Source organism: Streptosporangium sp. NPDC003464, from assembly GCF_053588315.1.
In genome coordinates this window covers 1-14,178 of the sequence record NZ_JBSFPS010000074.1, presented here as the reverse complement: position 1 = coordinate 14,178, position 14,178 = coordinate 1, and the positions used below count along the sequence as shown (strand labels likewise).

The following is a 14,178-nucleotide window of genomic DNA, read 5'->3' as shown; positions in this document are numbered from 1 at the left end:
ATGGCGGAGCTTACGATCCGGCCGGACGAGATCCGGGACGCGCTTGAGCGCTTCGTCCAGGCGTACGAGCCGGAAGGCGCCGCGCGCGAGGAGATCGGGACCGTCGTCGACTGCGGCGACGGCATCGCCCATGTCTCCGGCCTTCCCTCGGCGATGGCGAACGAGCTGCTTGAGTTCGAGGACGGCACGCGTGGTCTGGCACTGAACCTGGATGTCCGGGAGATCGGTGTCGTTATCCTGGGCGACTTCAGCAAGATCGAGGAAGGCCAGTCGGTCCGCCGGACGGGCGAGGTCCTGTCCGTGCCGGTCGGCGACAACTTCCTCGGCCGCGTGGTCGACCCCCTGGGCAACCCGCTGGACGGCAAGGGCGCCATCGAGTCCGAGGGCCTGCGCCCTCTGGAGGTTCAGGCCCCCTCCGTCGTCCAGCGCCAGCCGGTGAAGGAGCCCCTGGCCACCGGCATCAAGGCGATCGACGCCATGACCGCGATCGGCCGTGGCCAGCGCCAGCTGATCATCGGTGACCGTGGCACCGGCAAGACCGCGATCGCCGTGGACACCATCCTCAACCAGCGGGACAACTGGCTCTCCGGCGACCCCAGCAGGCAGGTCCGCTGCGTCTACGTCGCCGTCGGCCAGAAGGGCTCGACGATCGCCCAGATCAAGGGCCGCCTGGAAGAGGCGGGCGCGCTGGAGTACACCACCATCGTCGCCGCTCCGGCGTCCGACCCGGCTGGTTACAAATATCTTGCCCCCTACACCGGCTCGGCCATCGGCCAGCACTGGATGTACCAGGGCAAGCACGTCCTCATCGTCTTCGACGACCTGACCAAGCAGGCCGACGCCTACCGCGCGGTCTCCCTGCTGCTGCGCCGCCCGCCGGGCCGTGAGGCCTACCCCGGCGACGTCTTCTACCTCCACTCCCGTCTGCTGGAGCGCTGCGCGAAGCTCTCCGACGAGATGGGCGCGGGCTCGATGACGGGTCTGCCGATCATCGAGACCAAGGGCAACGACGTCTCGGCGTTCATCCCGACCAACGTCATCTCCATCACCGACGGCCAGGTCTTCCTCGAGACCGACCTGTTCAACGCCGGCGTCCGCCCGGCGATCAACGTCGGTGTCTCGGTCTCCCGTGTCGGCGGCTCGGCCCAGACCAAGGCGATGCGGAAGGTCGCCGGAACGCTGCGCCTTTCGCTGTCGCAGTACCGCGACCTGGAGGCCTTCGCCTCCTTCGCCTCCGACCTGGACGCCGCGTCCAAGGCACAGCTGGAGCGGGGTCAGCGTCTGGTCGAGCTGCTCAAGCAGCCCCAGTACAGCCCCTACCCGGTCGAGCGGGAGGTCGTCTCCATCTGGGCCGGCACCACCGGCGAGCTCGACGACGTCCCGGTCGAGGACATCCGCCGCTTCGAGGCGGACTTCCTCGACTACCTGGCCCGCGAGAACAAGGGCATCTTCGACGGCATCCGCGAGACCAAGGAGCTGTCGGACGACACGGTCACGGCTCTCAAGGACGCGATCACCGAGTTCAAGAAGACCTTTGAGACCTCGGCGGGCGAGCTGCTGGTCAACGAGGAGCCGGTCGCGGCGCTCGGTGCCGAAGAGGTCGGCCAGGAGAAGATCACCAAGCACGTCCGCACGGCTGAGAAGAAGTAGCCGATGGGTGCCCAGCTAAGACTGCTGCGGCGGCGGATCAAGTCGGTCAAGTCCACCGCGAAGATCACGCGCGCCCAGGAGCTCATCGCTTCGTCGCGCATCGTGCGGGCTCAGCAGCGGATGCAGGCGGCGGTGCCGTACGAGCGCGAGATCACTCGCGCCGTCACGGGCGTCGTCAGCAACACCGCCAGCGTCGACCACCCGCTGACGGTGGCGAAGGCGCAGCCGGCCAAGGCGGCGGTGCTCGTCGTCACCAGCGACAGCGGCTTCTGCGGCGGCTTCAACGCGAACATCCTGCGTGAGGCCGAGGCGCTCAGCAGCCTGCTGCGGGGCAAGGGCATCGAGCCCGTGCCCTTCGTGACGGGCCGCAAGGGCGTCGCCTGGCACAGCTTCCGTGGTCGCACGATGGGCGGGCAGTGGACGGGATTCTCCCGTAAGCCCGCCTACGCCGACGCCAAGGAGATCGCCGACGCGCTGATCGAGTCGTTCTCGGCCGAGGACGGGGTGGACGAGATCCACATCGTCTCCACCCAGTTCGTCTCGATGCTGACGCAGGAAGTCGTGGTCAAGCGGATCCTGCCGCTGGAGGTCGAGGAGACCACCGAGGCTCCGGACACGCCGCTGCCCTACTTCGAGTTCGAGCCCAGCGCCGGCGCCGTGCTCGACACGCTGCTGCCACGTTATGTGGAGTCGCGCATCTTCACCGCGCTGCTCCAGTCGGCGGCCGCCGAGGAGGCCTCGCGTCGCCGGGCCATGAAGTCGGCGACCGACAACGCCAACGAGCTCATCCGGGTCTTCACCCAGCAGATGAACCAGGCTCGTCAGGCCGAGATCACCCAGGAAATCAGCGAGATCGTCGGTGGCGCCAACGCGCTGGCTGACGCCGCAGCGGGGAAAGAGTGAAATGACTGCACAGACTGTTGAGACCGGCGTGGGCCGCGTCGCGCGGGTCACCGGTCCCGTCGTCGACGTGGAGTTCCCCGTCGAGGCGATGCCCGAGATCTACAACGCCCTTAACGTCGACGTCGTCCTCGGTGGGGAGACGAAGACCCTGACCCTGGAGGTCGCCCAGCACCTGGGTGACAACCTGGTCCGCGCCATCTCCATGCAGCCCACCGACGGCGTGGTCCGCGGCGCGGCGGTCTCCGACTCCGGCGCGCCGATCTCGGTGCCGGTCGGCGACGTCGTCAAGGGCCACGTGTGGAACGCGCTCGGCGAGTCCCTGGACGTGCCGACCGCCTCCCTCCAGGTCACCGAGAAGTGGGGCATCCACCGCCCCTCCCCGGCCTTCGACACCCTTGAGTCGCGCACCGAGATGCTGCCCACCGGCATCAAGGTCATCGACCTCCTCACCCCGTACGTGAAGGGTGGGAAGATCGGTCTGTTCGGCGGCGCCGGTGTCGGCAAGACCGTTCTGATCCAGGAGATGATCCGCCGAGTCGCGCTGAAGTTCTCCGGAACCTCGTGCTTCGCGGGCGTCGGCGAGCGTACCCGTGAGGGCAACGACCTCTGGCTGGAGATGGAGGAGGCCGGCGTCCTCAAGGACACCGCTCTCGTCTTCGGCCAGATGGACGAGCCCCCGGGCACCCGTCTGCGCGTCGCGCTCTCCGCCCTCACCATGGCGGAATACTTCCGTGACGTGCAGAAGCAGGACGTGCTCCTGTTCATCGACAACATCTTCCGGTTCACCCAGGCCGGTTCGGAGGTCTCCACCCTGCTCGGCCGTATGCCGTCCGCGGTGGGTTACCAGCCGACCCTGGCCGACGAGATGGGCGTTCTCCAGGAGCGCATCACCTCGACCCGCGGTCACTCGATCACCTCGATGCAGGCGATCTACGTCCCCGCGGACGACATCACCGACCCGGCCCCGCACAACGCGTTCGCGCACCTCGACGCGCAGACCGTTCTGTCGCGGCCGATCTCGGAGAAGGGCATCTACCCCGCGGTGGACCCGCTCGACTCCAGCTCGCGGATCCTCGACCCGCAGATCGTCGGCGAGGAGCACTACCGCGTGGCCCAGGAGACCAAGCGGATCCTGCAGAAGTACAAGGAGCTGCAGGACATCATCGCGATCCTCGGTATCGACGAGCTGTCCGAAGAGGACAAGGTCACCGTGAACCGGGCCCGTCGTATCGAGCGCTTCCTCTCCCACCCGATGTACGCCGCCGAGGCGTTCACCGGTCAGCCGGGTGAGTTCGTGCCGCTGGACGAGACGATCGCCTCGTTCAAGGGCCTGTGCGCCGGCGAGTACGACCACCTGCCCGAGCAGGCGTTCTTCATGGTCGGTGGCATCGAGCAGGCCATCGCCAAGGCCAAGGAACTCGCCCGCTAGTCGCCTGTGGCACCGGTACGGCGCGGGCCGTACCGGTGCCTGGTTCGAAAGGAACTGGAGAGAACGTGGCGAAGCTGCGAGTAGGCGTCGTCTCGCCGGAGCGTGAGATCTGGTCCGGCGAGGCCGACATGGTGATTGCCAAGACCATCGACGGCGAGATCGGTATCATGCCTAAGCATGCGCCCGTGCTCGGTGTTCTCGTCGAGGGCGGCGTGCTGACGGTCAAGCGTGGTGGTGGCGAGAGCGACCTCATCGCCGCGGTCCACGGAGGGTTCCTCTCGGTGGCCGACGACGAGGTGTCGATCCTGGCCGAGCTGGCCGAGCTCGGCTCCGAGGTCGACGTCGCCGCGGCCAAGGACGCGCTTCAGCGCGCGCAGGCCTCGATCGAGGCCAACCAGGAGGACGCGGACGCCGCTGTCGCGGCCAAGCGCGCCAGGGCCCGGTTGCGCGCGGCCGGCGAGGAAGTCGGATAAATTCTGCTTCTGAGCGGTACGGTTTTTTGGGGGCGGCAGGCATGGTGCTGGACGTACTCATCGTGGTGGCGCTGCTCGTCGCCCTCCTCGCCTCCCGTGTGCTGATCCTGACCCGCTCCCGGGGGTCGGTGCTGTGTTGTCTGCGCCCGATGTCGGGAGAGCGGGGCTGGCGTGTAGGGGTAGCCCGTTACGCCGACGGCCAGCTCAACTGGATCCCACTCATAGGTCTGCTTCCAAGGCCGCGCCACGTGATCGTGAGGCGCGGCCTTGTCGTTTCCGGGCGTCGCAGGGTCGGCTCCGGTGAGTTCTTCGGGTTCATCGAGGGTGTGACGGCACTGGAGTGCCGCAACGGGCAGAGCGCGTTCGAGCTCGCCATGGGATACCGCGCCCTCACCGGTTTCGTCGCCTGGCTGGAGTCCGCCCCGCCCGGCGCCTACCTCGACGTCGCCTGATCACTCCCCGGCTCCCAAGCTCCCCGGCCCTCCGGCTCCCAGGCTCCCCGCTTCCCCCGCGGGCCGCGCGCCCGGCGCGGCGTCCCTCCCTCTCCTCCGGCTCTCGCCGTTGATCGCGTCTCCGACTCTCGACACCAGACGGGCGTGCCATGGAGGCGGATCGCCTCCCCGTCGTTACTGTGGATCATCGTGTGGCCACTCCGCGTGGCGGTCCGCCGGCGTGTGACGCGCGGTGTCCCGTCATGCGGGCCGGCCGTCCTGTCACGAGCTCAGCTCATGCATAACGGGGGAAATCATGATGGTTCCGATGAAGCGCCGCCGGTGGGTCGCCGGGCCGGCCGTCGCGCTGCCCGCGGCCTTCGCCCTGGCCCTTTCCGCCTCCGCCGGGGCGCACGCCTCGGCCGCGCTCCCACTGATCGCCAACGGCAGTTTCGAGACCCCGCTGAGCCCCGGGGTCCTCCAGATCAACGCGGGCGGCACGATCGGCCCGTGGGACGTCACGGCGGGCTCGGTCGACCTGATCGGCTTCGCGGGTCCCTGGCGGGCCGCCAAGGGACGGCAGTCGGTCGACCTGTCGGGCGGTGGGGCCGGACGGATCGAGCAGTCCTTCGCCACGACGGCCGGACGCTGCTACACCGTCAGCTACGCCCTGGCGGGCAACACCCACGGCGGCCCGGTGGTGAAGACGGGATACGCGCGGGTGACCCAGGGCCCGCTCATCGTCCAGCGGGCGTTCTCCTTCGACACCACCGGTAAGACGCCCCAGAACATGGGCTACGTGCGGGAGAAGTTCTCCTTCTGCGCACAGGACACCACCGCGACCCTCGCCCTCGTCTCGACCACCGCCGGGGTGTACGGCCCGGCGGTCGACGATGTGATCGTCGCTCCGCGACTGCCCTGGATCGGCATCGGGGACCTCGGCATCGAGGACGCCGGCGCCGGGAACGCCATCATCGGGAAGGCCGGCGCCGGGAACACGGGCGCCGGGAACGAGGGCGTCGGAGGGGCCGGCTGACGGCCGGCACGCGGGCCCCGGCGGACCGCCGGGACCCGCGTGCCCCAGCTCGCCACGGGCCGCAGGCGATGAGAGGCGAGCCGCGGGCGGCGGGGACGGCTAGCGGGTGCCGCCGGGCTTCCAGAGGATCTCCTCACCGCGGGCGGCGACCCGGCAGAGGATGAACATCAGATCGCTCAGCCGGTTGAGATACTTGGCGGTCAGCGGGTTGACGTCGTCGTGCGCCTCCAGGGCCGACCAGGTGGTCCGCTCGGCCCGCCGGACCACCGTCCTGGCCACGTGGAGCTGGGCGACGGCCGGGGTGCCGCCCGGCAGGATGAAGCTGCGCAGCGGCTTGAGCCGCCCGTTGAACTCGTCGCACCGCGCCTCCAGCCACTCGACATAGGAGGGCTCGACCCGCAGCGGCGGGAACTCGGGGGCCTCGGTGACCGGGGTGCACAGGTCGGCGCCGACGTCGAACAGCTCGTTCTGGATCCGGCCGAGGACCGAGCTGACGTCCTCGTCGAGGGCGCCGGTGGCCAGGGCCACGCCGATCGCCGCGTTGGCCTCCTCGACGTCGGCGTAGGCGGCCAGGCGGGGGTCGGTCTTACGGGTGCGGCTCATGTCGCCGAGCGCGGTCGTGCCGTCGTCGCCGGTCCGTGTGTAGATCTTGGAGAGCACCACCGGCTCGTCTCTGTCAGCTCGCGTCATGTGGCTCAGCGTATCGCTCGGAAAATATTTAAGTTTGTCCTGATAGTGGACAATATGATTTACCAATGGTTTCTGGTTTTTACCTGCGATTCCCCCACATCTCCCGCGATACGCTGACGTTCGTCGCCGACGACGACGTCTGGGCGGCTCCCGCGGAGGGCGGCCGGGCCTGGCGGCTCTCCTCGGACCGGGCTCCCGCCGGCCATCCCCGGCTGTCCCCCGATGCCGCCAAGGTCGCCTGGACGAGCGTCCGCGACGGGGCGCCCGAGGTGTTCCTGGCCGACCTGGAGTCCGGCTCCGCCGAGCGGCTGACCTACTGGGGCGACCGCCGGACCCGCACGCGCGGCTGGACGCCGGACGGCGAGATCCTCGCGATCAGTGCGGCCGGTCAGCCCTTCGCCTCCCGGACCTGGGCCTACACGCTGGGCGAGGGCCGGGCCGAGCGGCTGCCCTACGGCCCGGTCACCGATCTGGCGGTCACCGAGGACGCGGTGGCGCTGCTCACCGCCTCCCTCGCCCGCGACCCGGCGACCTGGAAGCGCTACCGGGGCGGTACGGCGGGGCGCCTCTGGGTCCAGCAGGCGGGGGGTGACTTCACCCGGCTCCTGGCGGAGGTGAAGGGGCACTTCGCCAGCCCGATGCTCGTCGGCGGGCGCCTGGTCTTCCTCTCCGACCACGAGGGCGTCGGCAACCTCTACTCCTGCGCGCTGGACGGCACCGGCCTGCGCCGGCACACCGACCACGACGTCTTCTACGCCCGGCACGCCACCACCGACGGGACCCGGATCGTCTACCAGAACGCCGGAGACCTCTACCTGCTGGACGGCCTCGACGCCGAGACACGCAAGCTCGACGTCACGCTCGGCTCCCCGCTGCGGGGGCGGCAGCCGTACCAGATCAACGCGGGCCGCAGGCTGCACGACCTGGCCGTGGACGCGACCGGGCGGGCCAGCGCGGTGGAGATCCAGGGCTCGGTGCACTGGATCACCCACCGGGACGGCCCGGCCCGGCAGCTCAGCACCGGCCTGTCGGCGGGACGGCCGCGCATCCTCGGCACGGACCGGGTGGTGTGGGTCTTCGACGACGGGGAGCGGCAGGGGCTGGAGATCGGCCCGGCCAGCGGCGGGGAGAGCCGCAGGATCGCGGCGGGCAAGCTCGGCGAGGTCGGTGACCTGGCCGTCGCGCCCGACGCGAACACGATCGCGGTCGCCGCCAGGGACGGGCGGCTGCACCTGGTGGACGTGGCCTCCGGGGAGGTCACCGAACTGGCCGCCGCCAACGGCGAGATCGACGGGCTGGCCTGGTCGCCCGACTCCGCATGGCTGGCCTGGTCGCACCCGGAGGCCACGCCGCTGCGCCGGATCCGGCTGGCCCGGGTGGTGGACCGGGCCGTCACCGACGTCACCGACGGCCGGTTCGTGGACATCTCGCCCGCGTTCGCCGGCGACCACCTGGCGTTCCTGTCGCGCCGCGGCTTCGACCCGGTCTACGACGCGCACTCCTTCGACATGTCCTTCCCGTTCGGCTACCGCCCCTACCTGGTGCCGCTGTCGGCGACCACCCCGTCGCCGTTCGCGCCCAGCTCCGAAGGGCGTCCCGTCGGCGAGCCGGACGACGACGACAAGAAGGGCAAGGACGACACCTCGATCACCGTCGACCTGGAGGGGATCGCCGCCAGGGTCGTGCAGGTGCCGGTGCCCGAGGGCCGCTACTCGGCGCTGCGCGCGGTCAAGGGCGGGTTCGTCTGGCTGCGCGAGCCGCTGGCCGGGGAGCTCGGCGAGGACCGGGACGAGGTGGGCGGCGAGGCCCCCAAACCCGCGCTGGACCGCTACGACCTGGTCAAGCGCAAGTGGGAGGAAGTGGTCGACAAGCTCGACTGGTACCGGGTGAGCGGCGACGGCACCCAGCTCGTCGTCTCCCACAAGGGCACGCTCACCGTCCGTCCGGTCACCGGCAAGAACGGCGACGACGCGACCGTCGACCTCTCGCGGATCCGGATCACCGCCGACCCGCGGGCCTACCGGCGGCACGCCTACACCCAGATGGGCCGCCGGATGCGCGCGGACTTCTGGGTCGAGGACATGGCCGACGTCGAGTGGGAGGCCGTGCTGGAGGAGTACCGGCCGCTGGTGGAGCGCGTGGCGACCGCCGACGACTTCGCCGACCTGCTCTGGGAGGTCGTCGGGGAGCTCGGCAGCTCGCACGCCTACGTCGACGGCGCCCCCTGGGGGCACCCCGCCTCCGACCCGGTCGGCCTGCTCGGCGCCGACCTGTCCAGGAACGGCGACGGCCGCTGGCAGGTGGACCGGGTGCTGCCGGGTGAGTCCTCCGACGTGCACGCCCGCTCCCCGCTGGCCGTGCCCGGCGTGGGGATCCAGCCGGGGGAGACGCTGCTGGCGGTCGACGGCCGCCCGGTGCCGCCGCAGGGCCCCGCCCCGCTGCTGGTCGGCGCGGGGGACAAACCGGTCGAGCTGACCCTGGGCGGCGGGCGCAGGGTCGTCGTCACACCGCTCCACGACGACCGGCGCCTGCGTTACCAGGACTGGGTGGCCGGGCGCCGGGCGCATGTCCGCGAGCTCGGCGACGGCCGTGTCGGCTACCTGCACATCCCCGACATGGTCGCCGAGGGCTGGGCGCAGTTCCACCGCGACCTGCGCAGGGAGATGACCTTCGAGGCGCTCGTCGTGGACGTCCGGGGCAACCGGGGCGGCCACACCTCCGAGCTCGTCATCGAGAAGCTGATCCGCAGGGTCATCGCCTGGGACCTCCCCAGGGGCATGACGCCGATCACCTATCCCGAGGACGCCCCGCGGGGCCCGCTGGTCGCGGTCACCGACCAGGACGCCGGATCCGACGGCGACATCGTCACCGCCGCCTTCAAGATCCACAAGCTCGGGCCGGTGGTGGGCACCCGCACCTGGGGCGGCGTCATCGGCATCGAGGGCGGCCACCGCCTGGTCGACGGCTCGCACATCACCGTGCCCCGGTACTCCTTCTGGTTCGAGGGGCTCGGCTGGGGAGTGGAGAACTACGGCGTCGACCCCGACGTCGAGGTGGACATCACCCCCGATGACTGGGCCGCCGACCGGGACCCGCAGATCGAGGAGGCGGTACGGCTCGCGCTGGCCGCCCTCGACGAGCGCCCCGCGGCCACCCCGCCCGACCCCGGGACCCGTCCCTCCCGCCGTCGCCCGGCGCTGCCGCCCCGCCCGTAGCTGACATTTGTCATCCCACGGAGCTGAAAGATCCGTGGTCGTCCGGTGATATCGGCGACTACCTGCTAAAACAGTGAAACGCGACGATTGTCCGCATGAGAACAGCGCAGCTCGCGGACGCGTCCCACACTGGAGCCGCCGACCTCGGGAACGTGATCGAGGTCGGCGGGCTCCGGCAGAAGTACGGTGATTTCGAAGCCGTCCGCGGTGTCTCCTTCACCGTCGCGAAGGGTGAGATCTTCGGCCTGCTCGGCACCAACGGCGCGGGCAAGACCACCACGATGGAGGTCCTGGAGGGCTTCCGGCCCGCCACCGCCGGCACGGTCCGGGTGCTCGGCCTCGACCCGGTCGGCCAGCACCGCCTGCTCCGGCCCCGGGTCGGGATCATGCTGCAGGAGGGCGGCTTCCTCGGCGACCTCACCGTGGCCGAGACCGTGAGCCTGTGGAACGGGTTGAGCGAGGACGCCGGCCGCCCGGTCACGCTGGTCGGCAGCACCGCGCTGCCCGGGGGCTTCAACCTCCTGGGCCGGGTCAGGGGCGTGGACCGGGCGACCATGGGGGCGCTGGAGCTGGTCGGCCTGGAGAGCAAGGCCAGGACCAAGGTACGGCAGCTGTCGGGTGGCCAGAAGCGCAGGCTCGACCTCGCGCTCGCGGTGCTCTCGCGGCCGGAGGTGCTCTTCCTGGACGAGCCGACCACGGGGATGGACCCCGAGGCCCGCCGGACCACGTGGCAGGTGATCGAGGACCTGCGGGCCGGTGGCACCACCGTGCTGCTCACCACGCACTACCTGGAGGAGGCCGAGCGCCTCGCCGACCGGCTGGCAATCATGCACGAGGGCCACATCCACACCTACGGGACGGTCGAGGAGGTGGTGGCCGGCTCCGGCGACACCATCGCCTTCCGGCTCCCCGGCACCTCATGGACCTTCGGCGACCTGCCCGCCCCGGACGGCGTCACCCCCGTGCTGACCTACGCCGACGGCGGCACCGAGGTCGCCTACACCGTCACCGGCGGACAGGCCGAGCTCCGCGCGCACGCCGCGCTCCGGCCGCTGCTGGCCTGGGCCGACGGGCGGGGCGAGGTCCTGCAACGGCTCGCCGTACGCCGGGGGACCCTTGAGGACGTCTTCATGAGCGTGGTGGGGGAGGGGCGATGAGCGGAGGCGCGCCGGGCGCCCCCGGCGTGACGGCCGGCGGAGGGCGCGCGGTCATGTGGTGGACGGTCCGGACGAGGAGTGGTGAGTGATCATGAAGACCGACGTTCTGCACGCCGTACGGCTGGCGAGGCTCGACCTGACCCTGGTGGGCAGGAACACGACGGTGCTGTTCAACGTGCTGCTGCTGCCGCTCCTGATGGCCTGGATGTTCACCCAGACCCAGAACGGGATGGACGTCGCCGGGGTGCCCGGGCAGCTCTACGTGCTGACCGGGGTGCCCGGCCTGATGCTGGGGTTCGCCGTCTTCATCAACCTGGTCAACTCCTTCACGGCGCGGCGTGAGGAGCTGGTGCTCAAGCGGCTGCGCGGGGGCCAGCCGTCCGCGCCGGCGGTCCTCGGCGGCGCCGCCCTCGGCGCGCTCGCCCTCTACCTCGGGCAGGTGGCGCTGCTGGCGATCTGGATGCGGAAGTCCGACGGGCTCCTGCCGGCCAACGTGCCGATGCTGGTGGCCGCGGCCGTCCTGGGGGTCGTGCTGTTCGGCCTGCTGGCCGCCGCCTTCTCCGGGATCACGCCCAACGCCGAGCTGGCCCAGATCACGGTCCTGCCGGTGATCCTGGTCATGATGATCGGCGCGCCGGTGGTCTTCCCCACCGACGCGCTGCCCGGCCCGCTGGGAGTGATCTCCGGCCTGCTCCCCGTGACCCCGGTCGTGGAGATCATGCGCACGGCCTTCCTCGGCACCGACCACATCTCCGGTGGTGGCGAGGCGCTGAGCATGGCCGGGCAGTGGATGGCGGCGCTGCCCTCGTTCGGGCTCCTGCTGGCCTGGATCGCGGTGGCGGCCCTGCTGGCCAGGTGGCTGTTCCGGTGGGAGCCCCGGCACGGATAACGTTCACTGCGAAATGCTGATGAATGCTGACGAAGAACGGGCGGGGCGCTTGAGGCGCTCCGTCCTGCACGTGCTCCCCCGCCGCAGGAAGCGGACATCCGTCGAGCGGCTCCGCCGGTTCACCCTCTGGTCGCTGACCACGGGCATACTCCTGGTCTGGCTGGGGGTCATCGCGGGGATCGCGGAGGCCAGGCGCGGCCCGACGCCCGTCCTCGTCCTCGGACTGCTGGGGCTGGTCGTCTTCAGCGTCCTCTACATGAGGATGGTGAAGGCCGCCGTCGCCGGCCTCGCGGCCAACCGCGAACTCGTGGCCTCAGGCGCGCTCGCGGCCGTCCTCCTGCTGACCCAGGGCGGCCACCTGTGGGCCTGGGGTCTGGTGGCCCCGGCCTGGGCGGCGGGCGCGGCGCTGCTGCTGGGCAGGGTCGGCACGGCCGTCGTCACCGTCGGCGCGGCCGCGGCGGCCCTGCTGCTGGCGTCGCTCGGGGACGACTACAGCACCGTCTTCGGCCACGCGATGATCGCACCGTCCGAGGGTAAGGACCGGTCCGCCATGATCGGCGCCTTCGTCGGCGCCGGGCTGGCGCTGCCCTGCGCCAACCGCTTCCAGCTCTGGTTCTGGGAGGTCGTCAGGTCGGCGGAGGAGGGCAAGGAGGCCCAGGCCCGGCTGGCCGTCACCGAGGAGCGGCTCCGCTTCTCCCGCGACCTGCACGACCTGGTCGGGCACAGCCTGTCGGCGATCGCGGTCAAGAGCGAGGTGGCGGCCAAGCTGTCGAAGGTCGACGCCGAGCGGGCTGCCGGTGAGATGGACGAGGTCCGGGGGCTGGCCCGGGAGGCGCTGAAGGAGATCCGCACGGCGGTGCGCGGTTACCGCACGGTCGACCTCGACGCCGAACTGCGCAGCATGACCGCGGTGCTGGAGGCCGACGGCATCCGCTGCACGCTGGAGGCGCCGGGGGGCCAGGTGCCGGAGGAACTGGGCACGCTGCTGGCCTGGGTGGTCCGCGAGGGCACCACCAACGTGCTGCGGCACAGCTCGGCGACCCGGTGCCGGATCGCGATCGCGATCCGCGACGGCGCCGCCGTGCTGGAGATGACCAACGACGGGGTGCGGACGGTGGACGGGCGCGGCGGCACCGGCCTCATCGGCCTGTCGGAGCGGGTGGCCGCCATGGGCGGCACCGTCACCGCCGGTGCCGGCGGTGCGGGGGAGTTCAGACTGCGGGCGATGATCCCGCTGGAGGGGGTCCGGTGATCCGGGTACTGCTGGCCGACGACGAGCACCTGATCCGCGGGGCGATCGCCACGCTGCTGGGCCTGGAGCCGGACATCGAGGTGGTGGCCGAGGTCGCCAGGGGTGACCTGGTGGCGCAGGCCGTACAGGAGCACCGCCCCGACGTGATCGTGCTGGACATCGAGATGCCGGGGATGGACGGGCTGAGCGTGGCCGAGACGCTGCCCGGCCAGGCGGTGCTGATGCTGAGCAGTTTCGGGCGCCCCGGATACCTGAGAAGGGCCCTGGCGGCGGGGGTGCGCGGCTTCATCCCCAAGGACGCCTCCGCCGACGAACTGGCGACCGCGATCCGTAAGGTAAACTCCGGCGGACGCTATCTCGACCCTGAGATGGCGGCCTCGGCGATGATGGCGGGGGAGAGCCCGCTCACCGACCGCGAGCGCGACGCCCTGGCCCTGGCCTCACGGGGCGCCTCGGTCGGGGAGATCGCGGCCTCGCTGCACCTCACTGAGGGCACCGTGCGCAACTACCTGTCCAGCGCCATCACCAAGCTGGGCGCGAGCAACCGGATCACCGCCATTCACGCGGCCCAGGAAAAAGGTTGGCTTTAAAGGTATTTTCCCTCTGGTTTGGGGCAGGGGGAGCCCATGGTGGCAGGGAAGGTGGACACGGCACGCGGGGAGACCGCGTCCCGCCCGCCGTGAAATCGTGAAACGCGTTGCGTGACCGTCCGCCCGCGGTAGCGCACCAAGATTACGTCCGGTCGCGTCCACCCCGCGGCCCGATCTGAGGAGGTGGCATGCGCGTCCCCGGAAACCCCGGAGCCCAAGTGATCAGTGTCGGCAACCGGCTCGACGTCGGTACCGTCGCCGGGATGCGCCCACGGCTGCACGAGGCGGTCGACTCCGGCAGCGGCGATCTGATCGTGGACCTCTCCGGGCTGGAGATGATCGACGCCACCGGCCTCGGTGTGCTGGTGGGCACCCACCGCCGGCGGGGCGGCGCGGAGGGGGCCGGCCGGGGGCGCGGGGGGCGGCGCCCGCGCAGCAGACGAGAGGCGGGGGGGAGGAGGGG

The 14,178-nt window shown here is 71.0% G+C and carries 13 protein-coding genes; 12 read left to right on the top strand and 1 reads right to left on the bottom strand.

The features are described from left to right. The 6 genes from atpA to ACWDS7_RS18415 all read left to right on the top strand — a co-directional run bounded on the left by atpA (position 1) and on the right by ACWDS7_RS18415 (position 5,922). Positions 1-1,650, top strand: a complete 1,650-nt coding sequence (gene atpA / locus ACWDS7_RS18440; protein ID WP_306856415.1) for a F0F1 ATP synthase subunit alpha — start codon at positions 1-3, stop codon at positions 1,648-1,650. A 3-nt stretch (positions 1,651-1,653) separates the two neighbouring features. Further along, complete coding sequence (locus ACWDS7_RS18435; protein ID WP_306856416.1) at positions 1,654-2,553, top strand: F0F1 ATP synthase subunit gamma; 900 nt, start codon at positions 1,654-1,656, stop codon at positions 2,551-2,553. A 1-nt stretch (position 2,554) separates the two neighbouring features. After that, the gene (gene atpD, locus ACWDS7_RS18430) at positions 2,555-3,982 is read left to right on the top strand and encodes a F0F1 ATP synthase subunit beta (RefSeq protein ID WP_306856417.1); all 1,428 of its coding nucleotides are present in this window, start codon (positions 2,555-2,557) and stop codon (positions 3,980-3,982) included. Positions 3,983-4,047: 65 nt separating this feature from the next. Beyond that, a complete protein-coding gene (locus tag ACWDS7_RS18425) occupies positions 4,048-4,455 on the top strand; it encodes a F0F1 ATP synthase subunit epsilon (RefSeq protein WP_306856419.1) in 408 nt (135 codons plus the stop codon). Positions 4,456-4,496: 41 nt separating this feature from the next. Continuing rightward, positions 4,497-4,907 (top strand): DUF2550 domain-containing protein, encoded by a 411-nt coding sequence (locus tag ACWDS7_RS18420; protein WP_451930245.1) that lies wholly within the window; start codon positions 4,497-4,499, stop codon positions 4,905-4,907. Between the two features lie 307 nt (positions 4,908-5,214). Continuing rightward, complete coding sequence (locus ACWDS7_RS18415) at positions 5,215-5,922, top strand: choice-of-anchor C family protein (RefSeq protein WP_306856421.1); 708 nt, start codon at positions 5,215-5,217, stop codon at positions 5,920-5,922. A gap of 99 nt (positions 5,923-6,021) precedes the next feature. Here the strand turns inward: ACWDS7_RS18415 and ACWDS7_RS18410 are convergent, their stop codons facing one another. Continuing rightward, positions 6,022-6,612: a cob(I)yrinic acid a,c-diamide adenosyltransferase gene (locus ACWDS7_RS18410; protein ID WP_306856422.1), complete on the bottom strand. Its 591-nt coding sequence runs from the start codon at positions 6,610-6,612 to the stop codon at positions 6,022-6,024. A 65-nt stretch (positions 6,613-6,677) separates the two neighbouring features. On the opposite strand from ACWDS7_RS18410, the gene ACWDS7_RS18405 reads away from it, so the two are divergent. The 6 genes from ACWDS7_RS18405 to ACWDS7_RS18380 form a co-directional block, all read left to right on the top strand. Next, positions 6,678-9,827, top strand: a complete 3,150-nt coding sequence (locus ACWDS7_RS18405) for a S41 family peptidase (protein ID WP_451930244.1) — start codon at positions 6,678-6,680, stop codon at positions 9,825-9,827. Positions 9,828-9,922: 95 nt separating this feature from the next. Further along, positions 9,923-10,984, top strand: a complete 1,062-nt coding sequence (locus ACWDS7_RS18400; RefSeq protein WP_451930243.1) for an ABC transporter ATP-binding protein — start codon at positions 9,923-9,925, stop codon at positions 10,982-10,984. A gap of 91 nt (positions 10,985-11,075) precedes the next feature. Further along, on the top strand, positions 11,076-11,873 hold the full coding sequence (locus tag ACWDS7_RS18395) for an ABC transporter permease (RefSeq protein ID WP_451930242.1): 798 nt from the start codon (positions 11,076-11,078) through the stop codon (positions 11,871-11,873). A 49-nt stretch (positions 11,874-11,922) separates the two neighbouring features. After that, positions 11,923-13,125, top strand: a complete 1,203-nt coding sequence (locus ACWDS7_RS18390) for a sensor histidine kinase (protein WP_451930241.1) — start codon at positions 11,923-11,925, stop codon at positions 13,123-13,125. Further along, positions 13,122-13,715: a response regulator transcription factor gene (locus ACWDS7_RS18385; RefSeq protein ID WP_306856427.1), complete on the top strand. Its 594-nt coding sequence runs from the start codon at positions 13,122-13,124 to the stop codon at positions 13,713-13,715. Before ACWDS7_RS18390 ends, ACWDS7_RS18385 begins: the two co-directional genes overlap by 4 nt. Before the next feature lie 188 nt (positions 13,716-13,903). After that, positions 13,904-14,178, top strand: a 275-nt coding sequence (locus ACWDS7_RS18380; RefSeq protein ID WP_451930240.1) for an STAS domain-containing protein, incomplete at its 3' end; no start/stop codon positions are given.

Excerpts from the sequence above, each read along its gene's own strand:
- atpA (WP_306856415.1), top strand. The coding sequence starts at position 1 with ATGGCGGAGCTTACGATCCGGCCGGACGAGATCCGGGACGCGCTTGAG.
- ACWDS7_RS18435 (WP_306856416.1), top strand. The coding sequence starts at position 1,654 with ATGGGTGCCCAGCTAAGACTGCTGCGGCGGCGGATCAAGTCGGTCAAG.
- atpD (WP_306856417.1), top strand. The coding sequence starts at position 2,555 with ATGACTGCACAGACTGTTGAGACCGGCGTGGGCCGCGTCGCGCGGGTC.
- ACWDS7_RS18420 (WP_451930245.1), top strand. The coding sequence starts at position 4,497 with ATGGTGCTGGACGTACTCATCGTGGTGGCGCTGCTCGTCGCCCTCCTC.
- ACWDS7_RS18415 (WP_306856421.1), top strand. The coding sequence starts at position 5,215 with ATGAAGCGCCGCCGGTGGGTCGCCGGGCCGGCCGTCGCGCTGCCCGCG.
- ACWDS7_RS18410 (WP_306856422.1), bottom strand. The coding sequence starts at position 6,612 with ATGACGCGAGCTGACAGAGACGAGCCGGTGGTGCTCTCCAAGATCTAC.
- ACWDS7_RS18405 (WP_451930244.1), top strand. The coding sequence starts at position 6,678 with ATGGTTTCTGGTTTTTACCTGCGATTCCCCCACATCTCCCGCGATACG.
- ACWDS7_RS18400 (WP_451930243.1), top strand. The coding sequence starts at position 9,923 with ATGAGAACAGCGCAGCTCGCGGACGCGTCCCACACTGGAGCCGCCGAC.
- ACWDS7_RS18395 (WP_451930242.1), top strand. The coding sequence starts at position 11,076 with ATGAAGACCGACGTTCTGCACGCCGTACGGCTGGCGAGGCTCGACCTG.